This is a genomic window from Pectobacterium jejuense (genome assembly GCF_026800125.1).
Lineage (GTDB): Bacteria > Pseudomonadota > Gammaproteobacteria > Enterobacterales > Enterobacteriaceae > Pectobacterium > Pectobacterium jejuense.
Map to the genome: position 1 here is coordinate 227,190 of NZ_JAPQKX010000003.1, position 26,260 is coordinate 253,449.

Genomic DNA, 26,260 nt, shown 5'->3' on the forward strand with positions numbered 1-26,260 from the left:
GGACACACATTATGAAAATTACAGTCGTATGCGGTAACGGCCTGGGTACCAGCCTGATGATGGAAATGAGCATTAAAAACATCGTTAAAGAACTCGGCGTAGTTGCTGACGTGGATCACGTGGATTTAGGTTCGGCGAAAGGCACGGACAGCGACATCTTTGTCGGTACAAAGGATATTGCCGATCAGCTCGTCGCACAGGCAGTGGCGGGGAAAATCGTGTCCCTGAATAACATGATCGATAAAGTGGCGATGAAAGAGCGCCTGTCGGTCGCCCTGACAGAACTTGGCGCATTATAAGCGAGGGATTAAAAATGGAATTCTTCCGTTTTTTAATGAGTGATGTGCTGTCTGAGCCGTCCATATTGGTCGGTTTGATTGCGCTTATCGGCCTGATTGCACAGAAAAAACCGGCTACGGAATGCATCAAGGGCACGGTGAAAACCGTCATGGGCTTCCTGATCCTCGGTGCAGGCGCGAGCCTGATCGTGTCCTCGCTGGGAGATTTCGCCCAGATTTTCCACCATGCGTTTGGTATCGCCGGTGTCGTACCGAACAATGAAGCCATTGTCGCGGTAGCACAGAAGAACTTCGGCACCGAGATGGCAATGATCATGTTCTTTGCGATGGTCATTAATATCGCGATCGCCCGCTTTACGCCGTGGAAATACATTTTCCTGACTGGCCACCACACGCTGTTTATGTCGATGATGGTTGCCGTGATTCTGGCGACCGCAGGCATGAAAGGCGTGCTGCTGATTACCGTTGGGTCGCTGGTCGTTGGGGTATCAATGGTGCTGTTCCCTGCCATTATTCACCCGTATATGAAGAAAGTCACAGGCTCGGATGACGTCGCCTTTGGTCACTTCTCGGCGATATCACAGCTGCTGTCGGCATTTATCGGCAGCAAGTTTGGTAATAAAGAGAAATCAACAGAGGACATGGAAGTACCGAAGAGCCTGCTGTTCCTCCGTGATACGCCGGTTGCCATCGCCTTTACCATGTTTTTCATCTTCATTTTCACCTGTCTGTTTGCCGGTCCGGAAGCGGTGAAAACGATGAACGCCGGTGGGAAAAACTGGTTCATGTTTTCGCTGATCCAATCCATTACCTTTGCCGCTGGCGTATACATCGTGCTGCAAGGCGTGCGGATGGTGATTGCGGAAATCGTGCCTGCGTTTAAAGGCATTTCTGACAAACTGGTTCCCAACGCTAAACCGGCATTAGATTGCCCCGTTGTCTTCCCGTATGCCCCGAATGCCGTTCTGGTCGGCTTCCTGAGCAGCTTTGCGGCTGGGGTGATCGGTATGGTCCTGCTCTACCTGATGGGATTAACGGTGATCATTCCTGGCGTAGTGCCGCACTTCTTCGTCGGCGCAGCGGCTGGTGTGTTCGGTAACGCCACCGGCGGACGTCGCGGTGCGATTCTAGGCTCTTTTGCCAACGGACTGCTGATTACCTTCCTGCCTGTTTTCCTGCTGCCAGTGCTGGGCAGTATCGGACTGGCGAACACCACGTTCAGCGATTCCGATTTCGGCGCAGTGGGGATTCTGCTGGGCATTATCGTGCGCTAAGTCCGCATGATGAATGTCATCCGACAGACCGGTTTTAGTTAACGGGGGAAATGATGGAATTCTATTTAGATACGGCGGATGTCGCCGCAGTAGAACGACTTGCTGGCGTGTTGCCGATTAAAGGCGTGACCACCAATCCAAGCATTGTCGCACGCGGAAAATCCGATATTTACAGCGTGCTGCGGGACATGCAGGCCGTTATCGGCACGGAAGGACAGCTGTTTGCTCAGGTGATGTCGCGCGATCCTGATGTGATGGTGGAAGAGGCATTGAAGCTCAGAGATGTAATTCCTTCTCTGGTTGTCAAAGTGCCGGTGACGCATGCGGGTTTGAGCGCTATCAGGCTGTTGACGGCGTTGGATATACCCACCCTCGGCACCGCCGTATACGGTGCGGGACAAGGGTTTTATGCCGCGCTGGCTGGTGCTCGCTATATTGCGCCTTACGTCAACCGCATTGATGCGCAGGGTGGCGATGGGATTGCGCTCGTGAAAGAGTTGCAAACCCTGATTAACCTGCACAGCCCGCAGACTCAGGTACTGGCAGCCAGCTTTCGCACGCCGCGTCAGGTGCTGGACTGCCTGCTGGCGGGGTGCCGGGCGATTACCGTCGACCCTGCCGTGGCAGAACTGTTCCTGCAAGATCCCGCGGTTGAAGATGCGCTTAACCGGTTCGATCATGACTGGCAAGCACGCTTTGGTCATGCCGATCTTGGTTGATTGATGGAAAACACCACTCGCTCGCCGGGTGGTGTTTTACACGGTTTGTAAACCCACCTCTGCCCCCTTCTCGCGGATTCAAAGGCGAGCGCTGAATCACCCATTTCCCCCACACCAGACCTCATGCGAACACGCGGTATCTCACCGTAGCCACAGCTCTGTTCTCCCATAAGATAATTGATTGGACAAAATTTGCACATTAAGAAAGAGGTGATTATATTTATCACTTAGTAGTTTTTTTGGTGATAATAACAATAATCAATAGTTACAATATTAAACTACTTGTCTTATAAGTTTAAATTAAGGTTTAAATGGCGCATTGCTGAGGCTCTGTATTCTGGCAGAAATACGGCTCTTATTTGAAATGCGGCTTTTACCCTTTGCCGACAGCGATAGTGGCAATACTTTTCTCCTATGGTTGATTCAAAATACGTATGTATCTTCCTACCCTAAATAATTCGAGTTTCAGGAAGGCGGCAAGAGAGGGAATCCCGATGAGCTTACTCAGGTAAGTGATTCGGGTGACTGAACGTAGCCAACGCACATGCAACTTGAAGTATGACGGGTATATTACATTCAGGAGTCCAGCATGTTACTCAAAACATTTTTATTAGGCACAATTTTAGGAATAACCTCATTTACGGCTTTCGCCGCCAATCCTGTCGATGGAAAGACACTTAACGTTGCGGTTTCTCCAGCGTCACCCCCGATGCTATTTAAATCCGCTGACGGGAAATTAGAAGGGATCGATCTTGAACTCTTCTCTTCTTATTGCAAAGAAAGAAACTGCAAACTGAAAATAACGGAATATTCCTGGGATGGCATGCTGGGTGCCGTGGCAAGTGGTCAGGCTGATGTGGCGTTTTCAGGGATATCAATCACAGATAAACGCAAGAAAGTCATGGACTTCTCTACTCCTTATTATGTGAATTCGTTTCATCTGGTCAGTTTAAATAATCGCGACATCGATTTGAGCGATCTACATAATTTAAAAAAATACACCGTAGGGTTTCCCAGAGGTATGGCTTACGCCGATTTGATAAAAACCGATCTGGAACCCAAAGGATATTACTCGCTCAGCACAGTAAAACTTTACCCCTCTTATAATGAAACCATTGCCGACTTGAAAAATGGCAACTTAGATCTCGCCTTCATAGAAGACCCGGTTTACTTTAACTACAAGAACAAGCAAAAAGCCCCGATTGAAAGCCGCTATGTTTTCAAAGGCGTTGACCACCTTGGGTTTGCCTTTAAGAAAGGTTCCCCAGTGCGCGATGACTTTAATACCTGGCTGAATGAACAGGGTGAAGCAAAAATATCGGGCATCGTAGATAAGTGGATGAAATAAAAAACGATGTCATCGCAAGACATGATAAACATCTATTATTTCTTGTTTGAAGGTGTCAAGTACACGCTCATCGTTACATTGACGTGTTTTGCATCAGCCTTGGTTATTGGATTAACCGTCGCCGTGTTACGGCGACTGGTTTTTCCCTCGGTGAAGAACATACTGGATATTCTGGTCTTCATTTTTCGTGGTATTCCCGTTTTAATCGCCGTTTTCCTCGTTTATTTCGGCCTTCCGGCAATAGGCCTGAGCATTCCCCCCCTGCTTGCCATGAACATTAGCATTGGATTAATCAGCGGGAGTTATCTTGCGGAAGTGTTCCGTGGTGCGCTTCAATTGGTCGATCCATCAGAGATTACCGCCGCCAAGACCGCAGGTTTAGGGAAATTACAAATTATAAGATACATCGAGCTACCGCAAATGCTCCGCTTTTCTGTTCCTGGGGTAGCCAACGAATTCTCATCGGTATTAAAAGCCACACCTTTTGCCTACACCGTTGGCATACCGGAAATCACCAAGCAGGCCATGTCCCTGACAGCGGTCACGATGAACGGTCTGGTCATTTATACGCTGGCGGCAATCCTTTATTTTCTCATTTACAAATTATCTATTATTGCCGTAAGGCGGCTTGAAATGAGATTTCAGGTAACGGGCGATAGCTTGAAAAATCAGGGTGACAATAGATGACGTTAATAGAATTACGCGAGGTCAGTAAAACACTCGGTAGCAAAAAGGTACTGGATAATCTCAATTTACAGATTGAGCATGGTGAAATAAAAATCGTCATGGGCCCATCGGGCTGTGGCAAAACGACGCTGCTGCGCTGTCTGGCTCAGCTTGAAAGCCCGGATACGGGTAATATATTTTTTCATGGTCAGAACGTTGCCGATAAAAAATTTAATATTCTCGATTTCAGGAAAAAAATTGGATTCGTTTTTCAGAACTACGCGCTATATCGCCATCTGAACGTTATGGACAATATTACTCTGGCGCTGCGTAAAGTCTTTAACGTCTCCGAACGTGATGCCAGAACTAAAGCCTTATATGAACTGGAAAGGCTGGGGATGGAGGAGCACGGTATGAAATACCCTTCACAGCTCTCTGGCGGCCAGCAACAGCGCGTTGCTCTCATCCGCGCTCTGGTTACCGATCCTGAAATCATTGTATTTGATGAGCCGACATCCGCCCTCGATCCGCTCATGACCCGCGAGGTGGGTTCGCTCATTAAGCAGCTTCACCGGCGGAAAGTCACCGTATTATGCGTCACCCACGATATACGTCTGGCTAAACAGCTTTGTGACAGAGTGACCTTCCTAAATTATGGCAGGATCCGGGCCGAAGGATCTTTCGCAGAGCTGTCAGCCCTCAATGGCGAGCCGGACATCCATTATTTTTTTGGAGAAAAGTAATATGCTTGCCGGATGGATGAGTTTTTATCACGAGCTGATAGATCAGCTTCCACTGGTGCTTGATGGAATCAGCCAGACAGTAAAGCTGGCGATAGTGGTTTCTCTCACGGGATTTTTCTGGGGCATATTTATTTTTTTTCTGAGTATCAGCAATCGACCTGCCGTTAAAAAGCTAACAGAAATATATATGGATTTTTTTATCGGCACGCCATTAATTCTTATTTTATTTGTCATGTATTACGGCTTGCCACAAACCGGTATTAACTTATCGCCTTTCGCTGTCGCGGTAACGGGATTTACCCTGAATATCGGGGCTTATAACGCTGCCTATATGACCACCGCTTACAATTCCCTGAACAAGTACGAGACAGAGGCGGCCGTCGTACAAGGGTTTAGCCAGTGGCAAATATTCCGCTTGATGATATTGCCTCAGGTGTTAATCACCTCAGTGCCCGCACTGACTAATCAGGTCATTAATAATATCAAGGACAGCACCATCGCTTTCCTCATCCAGTACACTGAATTTTTTTCCCGCATCCAGGAAGTCGCGGCAACTAACTTTGAGTTTTTCAGTGCCTACCTGTTCGCTGCGCTGGTTTACTTAGTGCTGATTTCTTTTATTGTGCTGCTGTCCAGAATCATTGAACGCAAGCTACTTGTCCTCACTCAGGCCTAACCTGACAGTGGGCGATGATTGATGCAGATAACGGCCAAAGGTTCCCCGCGTACTGATTCCAGCACGCTTTTCCTTCACCGTTCTGTCAATGCAGGACGAATTCGCGGTACTTTTCCACCAGCGTCAGAAAATCATCCAGACCGCATAAAGACAGGCTCTCTTCGTCGTAATAACTCATGCCCTCTTCCAGCTCATCCGTGGTGAAAGACAGCTGATTTGCCTGCACCATCACTTCTTCTTCATCCAGCGACAGCGTGTATTCATGGCCCACGCGCCGCCACTGCCGCTCGCTACCTGCGACGGAACGCGCGCCATCTTCGACGTCAGTCAAGATCGTCAGTTGGCCTTTCACTTCTTCATTGAACCAGTGTCCGATCGCTTCATGTCCCATCGACATACGAACGATGACCTGGCCCGTCACATCCCGCAAAAATTCATAGTCCATGATGCCATCCTCACTGTTATGTTTCTTTTGTTCAGTTTAGTCGCCTCTGCCCCCTATCGTCGTGATACACCTTCACCTTTCATGCTGCAAAGGCACGATGCCAACCACCAATGCACAGGCAGCGTGAGGTATGACGGGTATAAAACGGGCAGAAAAAAAGGAGGCACAAGGCCTCCTTCGGTGTAGAGATGCGAACTATAGCGAGTTAGACCGCCGTCTGGAAGATCACGCTATCCGCTTTCTCGGTATATTGACCTAACTGGTCAAAATTCAGATAGCGATAGGTGTCCTGCGCGGTTTTATCCACCTGCGACATGTAGGTCTGGTACTCTTCTGACGTCGGCAAGCGACCCAGCAGAGAAGCAACCGCAGCCAGTTCGGCAGAGGCCAGATACACGTTAGCACCAGTTCCCAAACGGTTCGGGAAGTTACGCGTCGAGGTAGAAACGACCGTCGCACCATCCGCTACGCGCGCCTGGTTACCCATGCACAGCGAGCAGCCTGGGATCTCGATACGCGCTCCGCTCTTACCAAACACGCTGTAGTAGCCTTCTTCGGTCAGCTGTGCCGCATCCATCTTGGTCGGCGGCGCAACCCACAGGCGGGTCGGCAGCTGGCCTTTGTGGCTATCCAGCAGTTTACCTGCTGCACGGAAGTGACCGATGTTGGTCATACAGGAACCGATGAAGACTTCATCAATCTTCTCGCCCTGCACGTCAGACAACCAGCGCGCATCGTCTGGATCGTTCGGCGCACACAGGATCGGCTCTTTGATGTCGGCCAGATCGATGTCGATCACCGCCGCGTACTCGGCATCGGCATCCGCTTCCAGCAGTTGTGGATCGGCCAGCCATTTTTCCATGCCCTGAATACGACGCTCCAACGTACGACGATCGCCGTAGCCTTCGGAGATCATCCATTTCAGCAGTACGATGTTGGAGTTCAGATACTCGATGATCGGCTCTTTATCCAGCTTGATCGTACAGCCAGCCGCAGAACGTTCCGCCGAGGCATCGGTCAATTCAAACGCCTGCTCGACTTTCAGATCTGGCAGACCTTCGATTTCCAGAATACGGCCAGAGAAGATGTTCTTCTTGCCTTTCTTCTCAACGGTCAGCAGGCCTTGCTTGATGGCGTACAGCGGAATGGCGTGAACCAGATCGCGTAGGGTAATGCCCGGCTGCATTTTACCTTTGAAGCGCACCAGAACGGATTCTGGCATATCCAGCGGCATCACGCCCGTCGCGGCAGCAAACGCCACCAGACCGGAGCCCGCAGGGAAAGAGATACCGATTGGGAAACGAGTATGTGAGTCACCACCTGTACCAACGGTATCCGGCAGCAGCATACGGTTCAGCCAGGAGTGGATAACCCCATCGCCCGGACGCAGCGATACACCGCCACGGTTCATGATGAAATCAGGCAGCGTATGGTGCGTGGTCACGTCAACCGGCTTCGGATAGGCCGCGGTGTGACAGAACGACTGCATCACCAGATCGGCGGAGAAGCCCAGACAGGCCAGATCTTTCAGCTCATCACGGGTCATCGGCCCGGTGGTGTCCTGTGAACCTACAGACGTCATCTTCGGTTCGCAGTATTCGTCAGGGCGAATACCCGCAACGCCACAGGCGCGTCCCACCATTTTCTGCGCCAGCGAGAAGCCTTTTTTGCTGGCTTCAACCGCTTTAGAAATACGGAACACATCGCTGTGCGGCAAGCCCAGTGACTCACGCGCTTTAGACGTCAGTCCACGACCGATAATCAGCGGAATACGGCCACCGGCGCGGACTTCATCCAGCAGTACGTCGGTCTTCAGCGCGAACGTCGCCAGCACTTCATTGGTGTCATGACGGCGCACTTCACCTTCATACGGGTAGATATCAATCACATCGCCCATATTCAGATCGTTCACATCAACTTCGATCGGCAGCGCACCGGCATCTTCCATCGTGTTGAAGAAGATCGGAGCGATCTTGCCGCCCAGCACTACACCACCGCCGCGTTTGTTCGGGACGTAAGGAATATCTTCGCCCATGAACCACAGCACGGAGTTGGTTGCCGATTTACGCGACGAACCAGTACCGACAACGTCACCGACGTAAGCCAGCGGGAAGCCTTTCTTGTTCAGTTCTTCGATCTGTTTGATCGGGCCCACGGCGCCAGGTTGATCGGGATCGATACCTTCACGGGCGTTTTTCAGCATCGCCAGCGCGTGCAGCGGGATGTCAGGGCGTGACCAGGCATCAGGTGCCGGAGACAAGTCATCCGTGTTGGTTTCACCGGTGACTTTAAAAACGGTAACGGTAATTTTTTCCGCCAGTTTCGGGCGGGACAGGAACCACTCGGCATCGGCCCAGGATTGAATCACTTTCTTGGCGTGCGCATTGCCTGCTTTCGCCTTTTCTTCTACATCGTAGAAGTTATCAAACATCAGCAGCGTGTGAGACAGCGCTTCGGCGGCAATCGGCGCCAGCTTGTCGTTGTCTAACGCATCAATCAGCGGATGAATGTTGTAGCCCCCTTGCATGGTGCCCAGCAGCTCAACTGCTTTTTCCTGGGTGACCAGTGGGGAAGTGGCTTCGCCTTTAGCGACGGCAGCCAGAAAACCAGCCTTCACGTAGGCGGCTTCATCAACGCCGGGGGGGACACGGTTAATCAGCAGGTCAAGCAATACTTCTTCTTCGCCCGCCGGGGGATTCTTGAGTGACTCAACCAGCGCGGCCATCTGCGTGGCATCTAACGGTTTAGGAACAATCCCCTGCGCAGCCCGGTCGGCTACGTGCTTACGATATTCTTCTAGCACGACGTTCTCCTCGCTCTCATTGTCTTCATTATGCCCGGCGCTCTTGTTCCCGCTTGTGGTGTCCATGCCTGGGTGCCAGCGTGTGGATGTAAGGTAGTAGAGTGTCCGGTCCAGCCTCGCCAGCATATCAGGATTTGAATTGATTGTTAATTCGTTCACATAATAGCAACATTAATTTTTATTCAACTATGCTATGTGTCCAATTTCACTATCGCTGAAAAATGCCGACATCAGCAGAATAGCATGTCCCTGACGGCACACACTAACTATGCTGAGTTAACCACATAATAGGTAAGTTTTTAACAACATAGCGCGATTAATCATCGTTTGATGGCGTGCGATAATCAGAATGTTCGCAATAGAGTCGGGAAAAGTGTTAACAGATGATAGGTGCCTTTACGGCAATGATGCCGGATGACCTCTTTGATAACAGGAAAAAACGCCATGAAGATAACACGGTATCTGCCAATGGTTTTCGTCTCTGCTTTCGCGTTCACCGCATCCGTCTATGCCGCCCCTATCGAGCTGGAGGGGATCGGTTTAACGCGCGATATTCCTTGTAATGGCAATGATGTCAATATTTCAGGCAACGGCAATAACATCGTACTGACGGGTAAATGTGCCGATATTTCTGTCGCGGGCTCTGAGCACAACATCACGTTCGATACTGCAACATCGCTTACCGTGACCGGTTCAGAGATTGCCGCCACAGGTCAATCGACGGGTGACCTGACCGTCGCCGCGTATAAAAACACCATCCGCACGCACATCCTTTCCGAGGATAAACCAGCAAAGGTGAATGTGACGGGTACGGAACATCATCTCGATCTGGATTTTAAAGGCCCTGCGATTGTTTCCTTTAATGGCATCAGCAACCGCCTCTCATGGGGAGGAACAGAACCGAAACTCTCTTCCAGCGGTGCTAATAACGTCATCAAACAAAAACCATAACTTGTAGCATTCCCTCATCCGGTAAATGGACGTGGGCAACGAAGAACACACGCCTCAATCGACAGCTCGCCGATTGAGGCGTTATTTTTAGTACAAAGACTATTTTAGTACAAAGACTATCGAATCAATTCCCGCTAGAGCGGGTCACATCAGGCCTTAAACGTCAGCCACGGGCGTAGCCGTGCCACAGGTTGAATCAGCCCTGACTGCGCCTGAATATCAATCACAGGCGCAACCGGTTTATAGGCTGCTGGCGCTTCTTCCCGCAGGCGTTCGTCTTTCAGCGTGATGCATTGCCAGGGCAACGTATCTGCCGGCTTCGCCGTATCGACCTTGTTACGCATACTTTGCCGCCGTTCGGCACGCCCCGCACCGTGTGAACACGACCACAGCCAATCGGGATTTCCCTTCCCTGTAACGAGATAAGAGTAATCGCCCATTGAACCGGGAATCAGTGCAAATTCCCCAGCTTTGGCGGGCGTCGCCCCTTTACGATGCAGATTCATTCCATGTTCCGGCAGAATAATGTTATGCGACAGATCGACCACCAGCTTGCTGGCGTCATGCGTAAACACCTGCTTCCAGGAAGAGCGAATCAGTTCAGTCAGCACGATCCGGTTGATCCACGCATAGCGTGCGGCGACGCCCATGGCTTCCATATACTCCGTCGCCTGCTCATCAACCAGACCAAACAGGCCGGACGCCGGATATTTTTCTCCCGCAGGCCAACAGGCTCGCGCTTTATCGATCCCACGCTGGCCGACATAAAAACCCACGTCTCGTGAACCGGTGTGAATCATCACCACAACTTCGCCTTCCTGCACGCCAGCCTGATACGCCGCGTGCCTGTCCAACACGGTATCGACAATTTGCAGCTCAACGAAATGGTTACCCGACCCGACCGTACCCAAACTGGAAGGTCGAAGTATCTCGCGAGATGCAAAAAACGGCTCAGGCGCATGTCGACTATTGGCACGAACCGCCTCGGTTCCAGCGATGGAGCCGAGTTCCGCCGACAGCCGTCGGAAGTCCACCTCCTGCCAAAGCCCCTGCCGAGGCAGTGCCGCCAGCCACGCGGACAACCCCTCATCAAAGAGCGCGGAAAACGAATCCGGCGTAACGGGAACATCACGCCGATCCATCAGTAACGTGTTTTTGAGCGCCTGAATCAGCGCGAGTTTGTGCTCATCGGCATCCGTATGATGCACGCCCGTCGTCAACAAGCGCATGCCGCAATTGATATCCGTCCCAATCGCCGCAGGGATAACAAAGTTCTCCGTTGTGGCGACAATGCTGCCGACAGGAGCAAGCGTACCGGGATGGAAATCCGGCGTCGCGCGTGCGGCACAGACGCGTGCATCGCTGCCCGGTAGGTGTACCGAGGCGAAATCCAGCAGTTGCTGAACTGCCTTTTCTTCCAGCGGCAACGTGTCCGGCAACAGAACCTGCGCTTCTGCGTGCTGCCTGCGAAGATGATAAATAGAATGTTGGTAATCGGTGTCTATCCCCAAACGGGATAAACGTTTTTGTAAGCGAGTAAATGTAGACATGGTGCTACCTAGAAAAACAAAAAATCGCTCCTCCCGTTTCGGAGAGAAGGTTGTTTTTCCTGCAGCAGCAGATTCAGGAAAGGATGTCGGGCTATTTTAGGGAGGAACGCCCCTATTGTAAACCGCAGGTCGCATCGCGCTGGCTCAGTTATGCGCTGTTTTATCGATGTCAGTCATTATCCTCGCTCATGACCGAGGGTATGGTAAGCTCAATACATTAGGTATCACTAAATTAGTCAGTTACGCAGGATGGTAGGAACATGGCGTTGAGCAATTCGGATCGAGAATTTATGCAGGACGGTGCAGCAAAAGCCGCAACGATGCTGCGCGCGATTGGCAACGAGAACAGGCTACTGGTGCTTTGCCTGCTTATCGAGCACGGTGAAATGTCGGTTGGCACGCTGCTTGAACACATCCCGCTGAGCCAGTCCGCCCTCTCGCAGCATCTGGCGAAAATGCGTGAAGAAGGGTTGATTAGCTACCGGCGCGAATCGCAAACGCTGTACTACCGCATCGAAAATCAGGACGTGGAAAAAATCGTCGCCGCCTTAAAAGGTATTTTCTGTCCCTGATAGCGGCAACGACCCGCAGGGTGGCAGCCAGGGACAGCACGCCATAAAAAACGCCACGGCACAATAGCACCGTGGCGTTCGCGATTCAGTATGACGGATATAAAGCTTAGAACGACGTATTCACGCTGACAAAGAAAGTCCGTCCCGGTTCGTTATAGGTTGCCGCACCGGCACCCGCGATGGTAACCACGTTATTGTTCACCACATCCTGCGCATTACCCGCGCGGAACAGGCGTTTATCAAACAGGTTATCAACCCCACCGGTCACGCTCAGGTTCTTATTAAACTTATAGGTACTGCTTAACCCGAACAGCACATAAGGGCTTAACTCATTGGTTGCGCTACCCGTTACACGCTCACCTTTGTAGTTATATTTCTTCGGCTTCTGGCGACCATACCAGGTCACATCGGCCAGGAAGGAAAGGCTTTCCGTTGCCTGCCAGTCTACCGATGAATTCAGGGTAAATTCTGGCGTAATCGACAGATAATCACCCGTGGTTTTATTTTTCGATTCCAGCATCCAGGTCAGGTTGTTACGCCAGTTGATGGTCTCCGTGACGGGAACGGTCAGGTTACCTTCCAGCCCCTGAATAACGGCTTTTGGTACATTGCCCCACTGGAAGATATTGGCGTTGGCATATTGGGCATTGGTTCCGCCCACCGCTTTACCGATGACATTGTTGCCTGCTTCAATCTTGTTACGGTAATCGTTATGGAAGTAAGTGATACCCGCGATCAACCCATCACGGTGAAACTCCAGACCAATCTCTTTATTCAGGCTGGTTTCCGCCTTCAGGTCTTCATTACCGATCAGGTAGCAGGACGTGCCGCCAGCACAACCCTGTCCACGGCTATAAAGGAGATAATTCTCGTTAGTCTGGTATAGGTTCGGCGCTTTATAAGCACGAGCGATACCTAACTTCAGCGTATAGTCGTCACCCAGTTCCTGCGACAGGTTAAGCGACGGGCTCCAGTTGGTGCCTGCCGTGCTGTGATGATCGACACGCAGTGCCGGCGTCAGCATGGTGCTGTCCGTCAGTTGGACGTTATCTTCCACGAAGGCAGAAGCCAGACGAGCGGCGGATTTCTCACTACGACCGCTGCTGGTCAGTGAACCCACACTGCCCGCCTCGGTTGTCGTTTGCATGTTCGACACCGGATCCTTCATCTTCTGCTCGTTCCATTCAACCCCGAACGTGAGCACCTGATCGACCCAGACATTCAGTGGAATATTCACTTCGTTATGCGCAGTAAAATTATCCAGCTTTATCGTTCCGAAAGTATCCGCCGCAGAAAAAAGTCCTTCGGTTCCACCAGCCAATCCTTCCAGAATACGGGTATTGTGCGTACGTTCGTATTGCAGATACGACGTAGAGCTGACGCCACTGTCCCAGTAGCCACGATGCGTAACCGCAAAATTCTGGCGGTACATGCGGTTGGTTTCCTTACCATAATTACCGCGAACATAGCCTGTATTGACATCGGTATTTGTATTTTGTGTATCGCCCGCATAGATATTGCCCTGACGGCTGGAACCTGCTTCAAACTCCAGCGACTGCTGCTCGGTCATATCCCAACGCAACAGGCCGTTGATATCTTTATTACGCACGCCTTCACGCCCGGAAGGCAGTGAAGCTGACTGATTGCCCGCGCGTGCGGACTGATGCCCTTGGTTAATATCGCGTGCATCAGCCTCGGTTTTATTCAGATTGCCGTACAGACGGAAGCTCAGGCTGTCGGTCAGGCCGCCCATCAGGCTGAAATCGGTACGCTTGGTGGCGCCTTCTGAGCTATGCTCCGGCGCGTTCAGGAAGGTGTTCCAGGTGCCGTGCCATTCTTGCGTCGGCTGTTTGGTGATGATGTTAACCACACCGCCGGCTGCACCGTTACCATAGCGCGCCGCCGCAGGGCCACGCAGCACTTCAATGCGCTCGACCATATCGGCAGGCACCCAGTTGGTGTCACCACGGGTATCGCGCTCGCCTCGCCAGCCGTAACGCACGGCCGTACGGCTCGACACGGGCTTGCCATCCACCAGAATCAGTGTGTTTTCCGGTCCCATGCCGCGGATATCAATCTGGCGATTGTTACCGCGCTGGCCACTGGTTGAGTTACCGGACAAATTGACGCCCGGCATGGTGCGAATCAGATCGGACAGATCGTTAGCAGGCGGACGCTTACTGATATCTTCAGCCGTAATTACTGACACGCCAGGAGCCTGACGGGTTTGCTCAGCGGCCGTCACCACCATCGTGTCGCCCGATGCTTTACTTTCGGCCTGATTCTGCACCTGAGGGGCAGGTTCTGTTGAAGGCGAGGTCTGCGCAGCGCTCAGAAACGACGTCATCCCGCAGCTAACGCCAATGAGCGTCGCCAGATAACGACGCGATTGTGGTAGTTTCATCAAAATTATCCTGCCCTGTAAGAAATGAATAAGTAGCCTGAAAAAGGATCAACATCGCAGCCGGTACAGCGACACCTAACGACAATCAGCAAAACGCTGAATAACGGCGGAGATAAAACGCGCAAACGTGGCGGTTATCGGGGAGAAGCGTCATGCCAATGGCATCACGTCGTGTTGTTATGAAATGCTGTGTGTAATCAATCAGCCCTTTTCTCCGCATTGCCGGAAATGGAAAATGCCTTTATCGTGCAGTGTGACGTTCTCAACGAAAAATGCTATTGAGAAGTATTTGCATTACCATTTTGGCGCGGTCATTGTTACATTTGTCATTCAGGACGGGGTTTGCTCTAGCAGCAAAATGTTTTGCCAAAGCATCAAAATGGAAGGCGCAGGTCGAAGGGTTTAATCAGGTAGGTAATCACGTGCGCAGCTTCACTCAGTCATCAAAGCCGATCTATAAAGATCACATCGTTCAGCAATCGAGTCTGGTCGCGAATAATTACCGTTTTATCGGCCCTCGGTTGATCGATAATACGCCAGTGCTATTCGGCTCGTTCACTGTCGTCCAGCTCAATCCCCATCTGATCCTGCATACCGCGGATGTGATTAATCGCCACAACATGAAAACCCAAAACCTGCTGGATGGCGCAATCAAGCTGGCCATCGTGGTCAGTGGCAATGCGCACATCTCATTTGGTCATCAGGAACTGCATCTGGGAGAGAAGCAGCCCGCCTCGCTGATTGCGCTGACGGAGCCGACGATGTTTACCCGCATCGGCAAACGTGATGAATATGAGCGAACGATTACGCTGACGTTCGACAGGGAATGGCTGTACGGCAATATGATGGACACCGTTGGCGACTGGCAAGCCATCCACGATTTCACGCAGACGCATCTGGCAACACACCTGTGGACACCGTCCCGACAGGCGCTGGCGATTGCCTTACAAACGCTGGATGCCGAACCTTGTCAAACGCCGCTCCAGCGCCTTTATCTGGAAATGCAGTGTATGAGCCTGATTATCGAGGCGTTTACCTCATTGACCGCCAGCGTAGCACAGGAAAAAAGCAGCGGCGTTACCCTGCGCAGCTACCATCGCATTCAACAGGTCAGAGACATGCTGGAAAGCGGCAGCGCCGACCACCTTTCGATGAGTGAGATCGCCAAAAGCGTCAATATGAGCGAAAGCACGCTACAGCGCCATTTTCGTCAGACGTTCAATATGAGCGTGTTTGAATACCTGCGTAACTGTCGTTTGCAGCGCGCCATGCTGGCCTTGCAGAAAGACGGCATCGGCATTGCGCAGGCAGCCAGCATCGCCGGTTACAACAGCCCCGCCAACTTTGCCACCGCCCTGCGCCGTGCATTCGGTATTACGCCGGGGCAGCTAAAAGACCGTTTCTGATTCTGAACCACTAATAACCAAATGGAATTTGTTATTCCGTTTGGTTATTAATCGCTATTCAGCGATGCACAGTAAATTAGTATTTTTCTGCCAGCACATGACTATCCATGACCAATCAGACTGATATCACCGCAACGCTTGCCCACCACATCATCCATAGCGAACCCAATCGGGAAGCGATAGAGGCCGCCCGCGACGGGGTGACTGACTTTGTTTCCACCGCACTTCCCATCGTACAGGGTGCGATAGCCGATAGCGGGCTCGCGCCGTTAAAGCAGGTCTTCAGCGGTACGGACAGCCTGACGCGCAGTCTGATCCTGGGTTATGCCGGTCACGTATTGGATTTTGACGATTACCACCCAGCGTTTCGTGGACATCCCAGCACCGTCATTCTGCCTGCCCTATTTGCCCTGGCTGCAGAAGACTCATCCATCACGGAAGAGGCGTTTTTGACGGCGTATGTGATCGGCGTGGAAGCGGCAGGCAGAATCGGGCTGGCATGCGGCCCGCGCCATTACAGCCTCGGCTACCACAATACGGCGACACTCGGCGCTATCGCCGCCGCTGCCGCTGCTGCACGTCTGGCTGGAGCTTCGGTAGAACAGACACAAATCATTCTTGGTCTGGCTGCCACACAGGCCGCAGGACTGCGAGCGCAGTTTGGTTCAGCGGTCAAACCGCTACATGCCGGGCTTTCCGCCAGAGCAGGGCTAACCGCCGTCAAGCTGGGCTTAGCGGGCTTTGAAGGCAACAAACAGCAGGTGATTGACGACTTTCTTGCGGCGCACGGCGATCAAAAACAGCAGCCGGAACTGCTGGTTGAAAACTGGGGTGCGCCGTGGCGCATGCTGTCTCCCGGTCTGGAGTTCAAGCGCTACCCAACCTGTGGCGGCACCCACAGCGCTGCCGAGGCAGCTTTTGCACTGCGGGAACAATGGCATAAGCAGAATGGTGCGGATGCCGATCTGGCCGCGGCTATCGAACAGATCACGGTGACCTTCCCGCCGGGCGGCGATGTTGCTCCTTTTATCCGTAACGCGACCAACGGCGTAGAAGCCCGGTTCAGTCTGGAATATGTGATTGCGGCGGCGCTGATTGAAGGGGAACTGAAGCTGGCACATTTCTCGGAAGCCCCGGTTGAAACCACGATCTCCGCGCTGGCGAATCGCGTTATACGCCGCGCCGATGAAACCGCGCCACCCGATGAGCTTGACCCGGAAGCACGTTTTCATGAGGTTACGCTGCACCTGCGTAACGGCAGCACGCTAATCCAGCGCACCACACGTCAGGAAACCTCGGCGCGTCCTACCGATCTCCGTGCCAAGCTGCAGCAAACGATCGGTTCGCTGGCGCATCTCGACAGCAGCCAGATCGCCGACCGCTGCGCATTACGACAGGAAGGCGATCTACGCTATTTGCTTGGGCTGTTGTTTTAACAAAATACTGTTTTAACAATGCTGGTTTAACGGGATGCTGTTTTAGCAGGATGCGAGGTGCTGTCGATAATCATCATTATCGACAGCACGATTACCGGCAATACGATTACTGGCAATACCATGACCGCCAATACCATTACCGACAATCACCACGCTGTCAGATCGAATTAGTCTTTCTGATGGGAAAGCCATTTCCCTTTTTCATCAAATACCGTCACGCCCGGAACTCTGGAATAACTCCCTTCCCCCTCTGATTTATAGTGGGTCGCCAGTATGTGGGGAGAGCGATAGTCAAAATTGAAATAGCCATCATCAGGATTCTTGACGATCAATTTGCCCGTGCTGTCGATGAGACCTTCTTCTACCTTGAAGTAGCGATTATCAAGGTTGTTTTTAAAAGACGTCGCTTCGCCATACGTAAACAGGTTCTTTTTCTCTTGCGCGGCAATAGCAGGGAATCGCGTCACATCAAGCTGACGTAATACATGCAGGAACATCAGGCGTTCCAGCGGCGTTCCTGCATCTTTCGGGACTAAAAATTGTAATGTGAGTCCACTTCCCACATTCACATCGTATTCATAGCCGACAAACGCGCTGTCGCCATAAATAAAGATGTTATCCACTTCTTTACCTTCGGGGACGATCTCTTTGGTTTCAGCCATGAGTTCAGGAATCGACTGAGGAGCGACCTTAAAATAAACATCGTACTTAAACACTTCCGACGGGAATTTTATTTTAATGCGCGTTTTTGACATGCTCCGTTTAATAAAGCGCTCAGGCTTTTCCATGCGCTGTTCGAGTGCTTTCCAGATAGTCTGATGCATTTCTGCGATCTTAAATTCATCAGCGATCTTTACGCCATACTTCGCTTCCAATTCCGGCTGAGATAATGCCAGATCGTACATCGACAATGCCTGCTCGCCACGGTAACGTTCATCCATCGTACGCAGTACGGCAAACGCTTTGGCTAACGCGACGGTGTACTCAGCATTCGCTAACCCGATAAAGTAGCGTTGATTAGCCTCATCATATTGAAAATAGACGGCTTCTAATTTTCCCTGTTTATTATCATATGCTGCGCCGTTTTCCGACTGGAATAACACACCCTTTTGTCCTTCCAGCCACAATGCCAGATTAAAATCCTCTTTTGCTGCGCTAACGGTAAGCAGGTCAAAATCGGTATTATTCTGCTTATCCCGATAGGTGTAGATCTGCGTGTCTTTATTTTCCCGGTCGATGAGTAGACGCCCCATCTTGCGAATATACATCCCGTGCTCTTCTAGGCTCAGCTTGTCGTGCATGCTAAACGGTAGCTTAATCGTGAAATACTCTTCGGGGTAAAAGGGGATACCGGGGAAATCATCCATCGGCGCGCGATTAAATACCGCTTTCTCTTCAAGAAGCCACGCCTGATAGGCTTTTTTATATTCTTCAAAACGCTGCTGGATTTTGAGTAAACCGGGTGACTGTTCTTCCGTCTTTTTCAAGACCATGGTGATTTCACAATAATAAAACGCACAGGCAGCGCTTTTATCGGATACGAACGTAACTGTGTTTCTCCCGGTGATGTTTAGCGTGTGCCACATACCGTTTACCCGTATACGGTTGTCTTTTATCTCCTCGGTATATTCGCCATCCTCACTGTAGTAACTCACCTGCGTCGGCGTCAGATTAAAATAGAGGTCGTTTTTAATGCCTTTGAGGTTTTTTGCGATATGTTTCTGAAGGTTATCTCTGTTTTCATTGGCTTCAGGATGTTTACTGTTATCAAACACCACGCGAATATCCTCAACCAGATATTTCCCCTCGCTCAGTGTTTGTTCTCCATTACAGCCCGACAGCCATAAGGCCATCATGATAATACCCAGGTATTTCTTCATCACTTCATCCCTGTAAAATTAAAAAGCCTCTGAATGCCGCGGCACGCAGAGGCGAGTCATGCATCAGTAAGCTGATGTTATCAAAAAACTTATTACATTCGTCATACTTCAAGTTGCATGTGCGTTGGCTTCGCTCAGTCACCCGAATCACTTACCTGAGTAAGCTCATCGGGATTCCTTCCCTTGCCGCCTTCATGAAACTCGAATTATTTAGAGTAGATAATTCAGGCACTGTGGGCTAGGGCTTTAGCCATTGGTCTAAAAAGCTAAAGACTTCTTCCTGCTGTTCCTGATAGAACACGTGCCCCAGCTCAGGCCAGATTTTGGTTTGCAGCTTGCTGTCCGCCCGCTGGGATTGCCACACCTTGTGCATTTTGGCGTAAGCATCTTCAACGGATTGTGTCGGGAACAGTTTGTCTTGACCACCGTTAAATAGCAGCATCGGTTTTGGCGCGGCGACGCTCGCCACATCAGGGAAATCAAAGCGCGTCGGTTGCCCCGGATGCAGCATGTAGAATGCCGACTGCCCTCTCAGCACATTGTTGCCCGGCGTCATCAGGCCATCATACGTGCCAATCCAGGACACCGCCGCCGTTGCTGCTACCTTGTCGGATAGCGCGGCGAGCTGCCAGGCACGATAGGCGCCCATCGAGAAACCCACGACGCCAATACGTTGCTTATCAACCTGTTCAAGCGATGCCAGAAAGTCCGTCGCCCGCATGTCTTCGTAGGCCATCAGCCCCGCGAGTGAGCGCCCCAGATTAAAGAAATTGCTCGCCAGCGCCTGCTGCTGCTCATATTTAATTGGCCCGCGCGATCCCCAACCTAGCGCATCGACCGCCAGCACCACATAGCCCCGCTTCGCCAGTTCATCCCCGACAAAGCGGCCGGTGAAGAACTTATCGGCCCACGCCTGTGCGGAATCGAGCTGTGCGTCATTGCCCCACGGCTTGATCATCTTCTCTTTGCCGATATCAAACTTCGCGCCGTGATCGTGCAGCAGGATCACCGCAGGATGCGGCCCCGCGCTTTTTGGCGTCAGGATCAGCGCGTCTACGCGGCTTTCATCGGTCAGGTTAAAGGCGACTTTCTCCGCCATGTAGCTGCCGCGATCCTGTTTTTCCATCGTCTGTGGGGCAAAGTCTTTGGTGGAATCCGGCGTCAGGAGCAGCGAACGCAGCGTTTTTCTCGACTGGGCTTGCCATTGGCTAAAATCCGTAAAATTCCCCGATAGCCAGGAATCCGAGTAGGTCATCTGCTGTTTAAGCTGCGGATAAAATGAAGGCAGTCCTTCATCCGTCACCGCCTGATCTGTCGCGGGTTGAATCGTAGGGTTCATATCGTTCGCCATCAGTGAAGGGCTGGTCAGCAAAGCCGCCAGTAGCCAGACAGAGGAGCGTAAGGTATTAAGATTCATCATAACCTCAAAAATAAAACGTCGTTTCTTTTTGAGGTTTGATTGTAATTGACGCCGCTAAAAATAAACGGACGGAACGCGCATTCTGCGAAGCGTCCCTAAAAAATACTGCGATACGTTGGAAGAAAAATCGGCACGATCGTCATCGTGCCGAAAAAACATCATTTAGGTACGGTATACACACTTTCCCATTTCACAGGGAGCGTCATCCCATCACCAAGGTAAAAGCTAGTGTGTGGTGGTTGGTTATAGCCTGCATTCTGAGCCGCAACCTGTGTCCGATAGGCCGGGTCGTGCATCAACGTTGGCATACGGTAGGACGTTTCCGTCGTGGTGCTGAAAATCTGTAACTCGCTATTATCAGACTTGGGAATAATGAACTCTTCGCGCCAGTCACCAAAAAGATCGGCACTCAGGACGGGTGTCGCTTTCGTCCCATTTATCCACGTCCCCGAATTGTAGGTATAAGCGCTGAACACCCGCTCGGTTTTCTCTTGTTCCGGAATCCATTTATCAATCATCGTGCGATCCCATGTCTCACGCAGCAGATCGCCATCCCACCAGATAGCAAAATTGATTGCTGTGGGCTTCTTATCAGAGATCTGCTCGCCTTTCACATTGAACAACCCGCCCTGTGAAGACCAGCATTCCACACCCAAATGGGCAGGATCAATATCCATGCAGACACCACGCCCGTTATCACCACCTGAACCGTTTGTGTATCCCCAGAGGATCTCGCCCGTGGCGGCATCATGCATTTCCATTGCATTATCGCCATATTGTTTCGCGCCCTCATGCACCATGAAGACTTGTTTGCCTTCCCGCGAAGGATCTAGTACACCAAAATGCAGCGCATCACCATGGCCCAGGCCTGTGGAATTCAATAACTTGCCATTGCTGCCAATCGTTGCTGCGCCAAAGATAATGTCGTCTTTCCCATCCCCATCGGCATCGCCAGTGCGAAAATGGTGAGCACCTTGCCCATAGGCGGTGTTCAGCACATCGCCAGACGTTCCGCTGTCATAAGTCCAGCGCTTCGTCAGCTTGCCATTACGCCAGTCCCACGCGACAATCACCGCGCGCCGATAGTAGCCGCGTGAAAAAACCGCGCTCGGTCTTTCGCCATCAAGGTAGGCAACCCCCGCAAGAAAGCGATCAACGCGATTACCATAGCAATCACCCCAGCCGCACACATCACCACGTTCGGGGAGATAATCCACTGTCGCCATCGCTTTCCCGGTTTGACCATTAAATACCGTCAGGTATTCAGGCCCAGTGAGAATATAACCGTTGTTGCTACGGTAATCCGCCTGACTATTGCCGATAACCTTTCCTGTACCATCCACCGTACCATCGGCGGTTTTCATCATCACTTCCGCTTTGCCATCACCGTCCAGGTCATACACGATGAAATCGTTGTAATGCGCTCCAGATCGGATGTTCTTTCCTAAATCAATGCGCCACAGCCGCGTTCCATCCTGCTTATAGGCATCAATATAAACGTTGCCGGTGTAGCCAGAGTGCGCATTATCTTTTGAGTTACTCGGTGCCCACTTGATCACATACTCATATTCGCGATCGCCATCCAGATCGCCAACCGATCCATCATTCACACCATAGGAATAGCTGTCACCTTTTGGCGTCACCCCATCGGCAGGTTTCTTTAACGGAATAGACTGATAACGTTGGCCGTTCAGTACTGATTTAGCGACGTCCTCTTTTCCTTCGACTCCCTTAATGACCGGGCGTATCGCATAAGTAGAATCGGCTTTACCATCTGGATCGATAAAGTTAGTCGTTGTACTCAGAGGGGAAGGATTGATGAGTTGACCATCTCGATAGAGATTAAAAGCAATATTTTCAGGGTCAGTAGCGAAAAGCCGCCAGCTTAAAAAAACATGTTTCGATGATTTGAATGCAAACAGTCCGCGATCCAGCAATTCAATTTGCTTACTTTTTCCTGCCGCATAAGCCGACGTCATCAGCCCATCCTGCCCACCGCCCATCAGTGTAGCAAGCAATGTAACAGCAATGACGCCTGCTCGCGGCGTTGATAAATAGCGTTTCATTTTCTCTCCTTGATTACGTGAAGAATGCCCTTACTCCCGTTGTACAAATTGCATACAGGCATATCCACGCCAGATTAGTACAGCAGCGTAATTATCAATCACGAAAATAAGGCAAGAAATCATGACGTCTATGTATGATAAATAAACAATTTATTGCGCTAGAAAAATCACAGACAAAAAATCCGGCACCTGGCACCCTACCGTCGCGTCATGGGGAAGCCGTGTTGTCTGGCAGACCACACCACAACGAACGTAATCAATAACAGCACCAGCAGCACCGGAGAGAAGGCGGTAACGCCAAGGCGCTCCAGCAGAACACCACCGATGATACCTCCCCCTGCAATAGCCATGTTCCAGGCGGTGACCAACATAGACTGCGCCACGTCGGTCCCCCCTTTCGCCGTTCTGACAAGCGCCGTCTGGAATAGCGTTGCCGCACCGCCGAAGGCTAACCCCCAGATGGCTACTGCCGCATAGACCACAACCAGTACATCACCTGCCACACCAAGCGCCAGGACGGACAGACAGAACAATGCCGAGCAGGCGAGCGTCAGGGCGCGCAAATAGCGGTCAATCAGCACACCGACGATCCAGATGCCCAGCAGTGATGTAACGCCGAATACCAGCAGCACCAAACCGGTTTGTGCAACCATACCCACTACCGCGAGAAACGACGCAATGTAGGTGTAGAGAATGTTATGCGCCAGCACAAAGGCCAGCACGGCACATAGCACGGGCCGCACGCCTGCCATAGTGAACACCTGTCCCAGAGATAGCCTCCTGCCCGTTGATTGCCCAGCGAAATCAGGCACCTGAATACGTACCCACAACATCAGTATTAAGGCCAAACCACTCATCATACCGAAACACATTCGCCAGCCGATCGCGTTGCCAAGAAAGGTTCCCGCGGGTACACCGAGCGACAAGGCTAATGGCGTGCCGACCATCGCTATCGCAATAGCCCGTCCCTTCTGGTGTTCAGGCACCATACGGGCTGCATAGCCCGCCAGCAGCGCCCACAGCAGCCCAGCTGAAACACCCGCCAGAAAACGCGCCGCCATCGTTAGCACGTAGCTACCGGAAAATGCCGTAATAGCATTGGCGACAGCGAAACCTGCAATGGCTGACAGCAGCAGCGGGCGGCGACGCACACCTTGCGTCACAGCAGTTAACGGGATCGCGGCCGCCAAAGAGCCTACGGCGTAGATAGTGACGGTTTGCCCGACCCAGGCTTCGGACACCGCCAGACCTTGCGCCATTTGCGGCAGCAAGCCTGCTGGCAGCGCTTCGGTCAGGATAGTGATGAAAGCTGCCGTGGCTAATGCCAGCAATGAGGCAATGGGCAACCTGTCACGGTGTATATCGGTCAGTGAGGCAGTCATCGTGCCGCCTCCAACTCGCCATACACGGCATCGCGCAGCTCGGTGACAAAACGCCCCGACATCCCTTCGTACATCGTGTTGGTGAAAGCTACGACGCTCAAACCTTGTGTTCGATCGACAAACCATGAATGACCGTAGGCACCTCCCCAGCGCCAGGTGCCTGATGATTCCGGCGACTCGGCTAACAGCGGATCGCGCAAGACCGAGAAACCGAGGCCAAAACCGCATCCCGGTGCATTGGGCAGTTCCAGCCCCTGGGTCTGATCGCGTCCCATCTCCTCGATCAGCGCGTCAGGCAGCGGAACGCTGCCCCCTTTACGCAGGGCTTCCAGCAGGCGTAACAGATCCCAGGCAGTACCCGCCATGCCAGCACCACCAGATGGAAAGGCCTGAGGATCAAAGATGCGCGCAGGGCTGTACGCAATACCAATTGCTCCTTCAAAGGGAGAAACCGTTTCACCTTCGGTCAGGCGATGCGGCTGCGGGGTGTCGTTCACGTAAGCAGTAGTCAGGCGCGATGGGTCACGTATAACGAAGTCGGTATCGTGCATGCCCAGTGGGTCGGTCACCAGTTGGCGAACCGCCTCGTTCAATGACGTACCGTGAATGCATTCGATCAAGGCTCCCAAGACATCTGTTGCCAGCGAATAACCCCAGGCCTCTCCCGGCACGTATTGCAGGGAAACGCTGGCAATACGACGCAGGTTCTCAGTCAGGCTGATGCCAGAAGCATCCATACCGTCCGAGACACCCGCCAGTGCATAGGGGCCGTCTGCATGGGGCTCGAAAAAGCGGTAGCCTAAACCCGCGGTATGGCTAAGCAACTGCCGCGCGGTAACGCGAGCAGGGCTGCCGTCGGCCAGCCGGAGCTGGAACGTCGGCATCCAGCGAGTGATGTCCTCATCCAGATCGAGCCGACCTTGCGCCACCAGTGCCAGTGCCGCGACTGACACGATGGGTTTGCTGACAGAAGCCAGCCGGAAGATGGCATCCAGCGCCATAGGACAGGCACTCTCCCGGTCAGCCCATCCTGCGGCCTGCTGATGAATCAATTCTCCGTTGCGCGCGGCCAGCACAACAGCACCGACCAAACGCCCATCCTCCAGCGCCTGTTGAACGACGGCCTGAATTCGGGCAGAGAGAGGGGCTGTTGAGGCATCGGTATCCAGAGGAAATACGGGAGTTATCACGGGGTGTTCCTTTATCAATGAGCGTTCCCGTTACGATAGAAAATCGACAATTAAAGAAAAAGTAGGCTACTGTTCCTTAATATAAGGAATAAATTGTCCGTAATAGAGAGGGTATATGGACAGCCTGAATGGCTTAGCGGTATTTGTGCAGGTGGCCGAAACGCGTAGTTTTATTGCCGCTGGCCGACTACTGGGCGTGTCAGCGTCTGCGGTAGGCAAAAGCATCGCTCGGCTTGAAGAAAAATTGGGCGTGAGGCTATTTCACCGCAGTACGCGCAGCATCACATTGACCGCCGAAGGCTCACTATTTCTGGCGCGTAGCCGGCGAATTCTGGCTGAGATCGAAGCAGCAGAACTGGAGCTGTCGCAGACCAGCGCCGTACCGCGCGGACGCCTGCGGGTAAGTTTGCCGTTGGTCAGTTCACTGGTGTTACCCGTACTCGGCGAATTCATGCGCGAATACCCCGAGATCGAACTGGATTTGGACTTCACCGACAGAATGGTGGACGTCATTGAGGAAGGTTTTGATGCTGTGGTACGGACAGGAGACCCCGTTGACTCACGCCTCACCTCACGGAGGCTGGGTGCCTTCCGTTCTCTGCTAGTCGCTGCGCCAGATTACCTTACCCGGCGTGGCACCCCTCAGCTCCCTGTCGATCTGATGCAGCACGCTTGTCTGCACTACCGCTTTCCCAACAGCGGCAAACTGGAGCCGTGGGCGCTACGACTTCCCCCCGGCGAACCAGAGTTGCCATTACCCACCTCGATGGTCTGCAACAACATCGAAACGCGCCTCTGTTTCGCTCTGCAAGGGCTGGGGATCGCCTACCTGCCAGACTTCTCCATCCGTGAACCGCTGGCCAGCGGCCATCTACAGCCGATCCTGACCGACTATGTGGAACGCAGCGGCGTCTTCTATGTGTTGTGGCCTGCCAGCAAACACCCGTCACCAAAAGTACGGGCACTCGTGGATTTCCTCTGCGCGCGAGTATTTCCCGCCTCTGATACGTAAAAAAAAATCCGGCACCTA

The 26,260-nt window shown here is 52.2% G+C and carries 21 protein-coding genes; 12 read left to right on the plus strand and 9 right to left on the minus strand.

Translation table 11 applies throughout. The features are described 5' to 3' along the window. Nucleotides 1-11 precede the first annotated feature (11 nt). The 7 genes from NXT09_RS07440 to NXT09_RS07470 all read left to right on the plus strand — a co-directional run bounded on the left by NXT09_RS07440 (nt 12) and on the right by NXT09_RS07470 (nt 5,725). Nucleotides 12-299, plus strand: coding sequence for a PTS sugar transporter subunit IIB (locus NXT09_RS07440; protein ID WP_205551624.1), 288 nt, complete (start codon nt 12-14; stop codon nt 297-299). Nucleotides 300-313: 14 nt separating this feature from the next. Beyond that, nucleotides 314-1,573, plus strand: coding sequence for a PTS ascorbate transporter subunit IIC (ulaA, locus tag NXT09_RS07445; RefSeq protein WP_205551626.1), 1,260 nt, complete (start codon nt 314-316; stop codon nt 1,571-1,573). A 53-nt stretch (nt 1,574-1,626) separates the two neighbouring features. After that, nucleotides 1,627-2,292, plus strand: a complete 666-nt coding sequence (fsa, locus tag NXT09_RS07450) for a fructose-6-phosphate aldolase (protein ID WP_268579410.1) — start codon at nt 1,627-1,629, stop codon at nt 2,290-2,292. A 589-nt stretch (nt 2,293-2,881) separates the two neighbouring features. Then, nucleotides 2,882-3,640 (plus strand): transporter substrate-binding domain-containing protein, encoded by a 759-nt coding sequence (locus NXT09_RS07455; protein ID WP_268579300.1) that lies wholly within the window; start codon nt 2,882-2,884, stop codon nt 3,638-3,640. Between the two features lie 6 nt (nt 3,641-3,646). Beyond that, nucleotides 3,647-4,327, plus strand: a complete 681-nt coding sequence (locus NXT09_RS07460; protein WP_268579301.1) for an amino acid ABC transporter permease — start codon at nt 3,647-3,649, stop codon at nt 4,325-4,327. Further along, nucleotides 4,324-5,049, plus strand: coding sequence for an amino acid ABC transporter ATP-binding protein (locus NXT09_RS07465; RefSeq protein ID WP_268579302.1), 726 nt, complete (start codon nt 4,324-4,326; stop codon nt 5,047-5,049). The genes NXT09_RS07460 and NXT09_RS07465 overlap by 4 nt, the downstream gene beginning before the upstream one ends. 1 nt (nt 5,050) lies before the next feature. Next, nucleotides 5,051-5,725 (plus strand): amino acid ABC transporter permease, encoded by a 675-nt coding sequence (locus NXT09_RS07470; RefSeq protein WP_268579303.1) that lies wholly within the window; start codon nt 5,051-5,053, stop codon nt 5,723-5,725. Nucleotides 5,726-5,810: 85 nt separating this feature from the next. Here the strand turns inward: NXT09_RS07470 and yacL are convergent, their stop codons facing one another. Together yacL and acnB are read right to left on the minus strand one after the other, a co-directional pair. Beyond that, on the minus strand, nt 5,811-6,170 hold the full coding sequence (gene yacL / locus NXT09_RS07475) for a protein YacL (protein ID WP_109411697.1): 360 nt from the start codon (nt 6,168-6,170) through the stop codon (nt 5,811-5,813). 205 nt (nt 6,171-6,375) lie between these two features. Further along, nucleotides 6,376-8,973, minus strand: a complete 2,598-nt coding sequence (gene acnB, locus NXT09_RS07480; protein WP_205551634.1) for a bifunctional aconitate hydratase 2/2-methylisocitrate dehydratase — start codon at nt 8,971-8,973, stop codon at nt 6,376-6,378. 444 nt (nt 8,974-9,417) lie between these two features. Here acnB and NXT09_RS07485 point away from each other — a divergent pair, with 444 nt between their 5' ends. Beyond that, nucleotides 9,418-9,924, plus strand: a complete 507-nt coding sequence (locus tag NXT09_RS07485) for a DUF3060 domain-containing protein (protein ID WP_240583754.1) — start codon at nt 9,418-9,420, stop codon at nt 9,922-9,924. Nucleotides 9,925-10,073: 149 nt separating this feature from the next. Here NXT09_RS07485 and NXT09_RS07490 read toward each other — a convergent pair whose 3' ends face one another. Next, nucleotides 10,074-11,474, minus strand: a complete 1,401-nt coding sequence (locus tag NXT09_RS07490; RefSeq protein WP_268579304.1) for an RtcB family protein — start codon at nt 11,472-11,474, stop codon at nt 10,074-10,076. A 260-nt stretch (nt 11,475-11,734) separates the two neighbouring features. On the opposite strand from NXT09_RS07490, the gene NXT09_RS07495 reads away from it, so the two are divergent. Beyond that, on the plus strand, nt 11,735-12,046 hold the full coding sequence (locus NXT09_RS07495; RefSeq protein ID WP_268579305.1) for an ArsR/SmtB family transcription factor: 312 nt from the start codon (nt 11,735-11,737) through the stop codon (nt 12,044-12,046). Nucleotides 12,047-12,152: 106 nt separating this feature from the next. On the opposite strand, the gene NXT09_RS07500 is transcribed toward NXT09_RS07495, so the two are convergent. Further along, nucleotides 12,153-14,450, minus strand: a complete 2,298-nt coding sequence (locus NXT09_RS07500) for a TonB-dependent siderophore receptor (RefSeq protein ID WP_268579306.1) — start codon at nt 14,448-14,450, stop codon at nt 12,153-12,155. 422 nt (nt 14,451-14,872) lie between these two features. Here NXT09_RS07500 and NXT09_RS07505 point away from each other — a divergent pair, with 422 nt between their 5' ends. Then, entirely contained in the window at nt 14,873-15,856 is a 984-nt protein-coding gene (locus tag NXT09_RS07505; protein WP_014916622.1) for a helix-turn-helix transcriptional regulator, read from the plus strand. Between the two features lie 107 nt (nt 15,857-15,963). After that, nucleotides 15,964-17,292 carry an MmgE/PrpD family protein gene (locus tag NXT09_RS07510; protein ID WP_268579307.1) on the plus strand — a complete coding sequence of 443 codons (1,329 nt, stop codon included), beginning with the start codon at nt 15,964-15,966 and terminating at the stop codon, nt 17,290-17,292. A 167-nt stretch (nt 17,293-17,459) separates the two neighbouring features. Here NXT09_RS07510 and NXT09_RS07515 read toward each other — a convergent pair whose 3' ends face one another. From NXT09_RS07515 to NXT09_RS07535, 5 genes are all read right to left on the minus strand, one after another. Then, complete coding sequence (locus NXT09_RS07515) at nt 17,460-19,172, minus strand: hypothetical protein (RefSeq protein ID WP_268579308.1); 1,713 nt, start codon at nt 19,170-19,172, stop codon at nt 17,460-17,462. Nucleotides 19,173-19,410: 238 nt separating this feature from the next. Continuing rightward, a complete protein-coding gene (locus NXT09_RS07520; protein ID WP_268579411.1) occupies nt 19,411-20,589 on the minus strand; it encodes a dienelactone hydrolase family protein in 1,179 nt (392 codons plus the stop codon). Nucleotides 20,590-20,750: 161 nt separating this feature from the next. Then, nucleotides 20,751-22,658, minus strand: coding sequence for a rhamnogalacturonan lyase (locus NXT09_RS07525; RefSeq protein WP_306417466.1), 1,908 nt, complete (start codon nt 22,656-22,658; stop codon nt 20,751-20,753). 197 nt (nt 22,659-22,855) lie between these two features. Then, entirely contained in the window at nt 22,856-24,040 is a 1,185-nt protein-coding gene (locus NXT09_RS07530) for an MFS transporter (RefSeq protein WP_268579309.1), read from the minus strand. Continuing rightward, nucleotides 24,037-25,230 carry a serine hydrolase domain-containing protein gene (locus NXT09_RS07535; protein ID WP_268579310.1) on the minus strand — a complete coding sequence of 398 codons (1,194 nt, stop codon included), beginning with the start codon at nt 25,228-25,230 and terminating at the stop codon, nt 24,037-24,039. Before NXT09_RS07535 ends, NXT09_RS07530 begins: the two co-directional genes overlap by 4 nt. 115 nt (nt 25,231-25,345) lie before the next feature. Here NXT09_RS07535 and NXT09_RS07540 point away from each other — a divergent pair, with 115 nt between their 5' ends. Continuing rightward, complete coding sequence (locus tag NXT09_RS07540) at nt 25,346-26,242, plus strand: LysR family transcriptional regulator (protein WP_268579312.1); 897 nt, start codon at nt 25,346-25,348, stop codon at nt 26,240-26,242. Nucleotides 26,243-26,260: the final 18 nt, after the last annotated feature.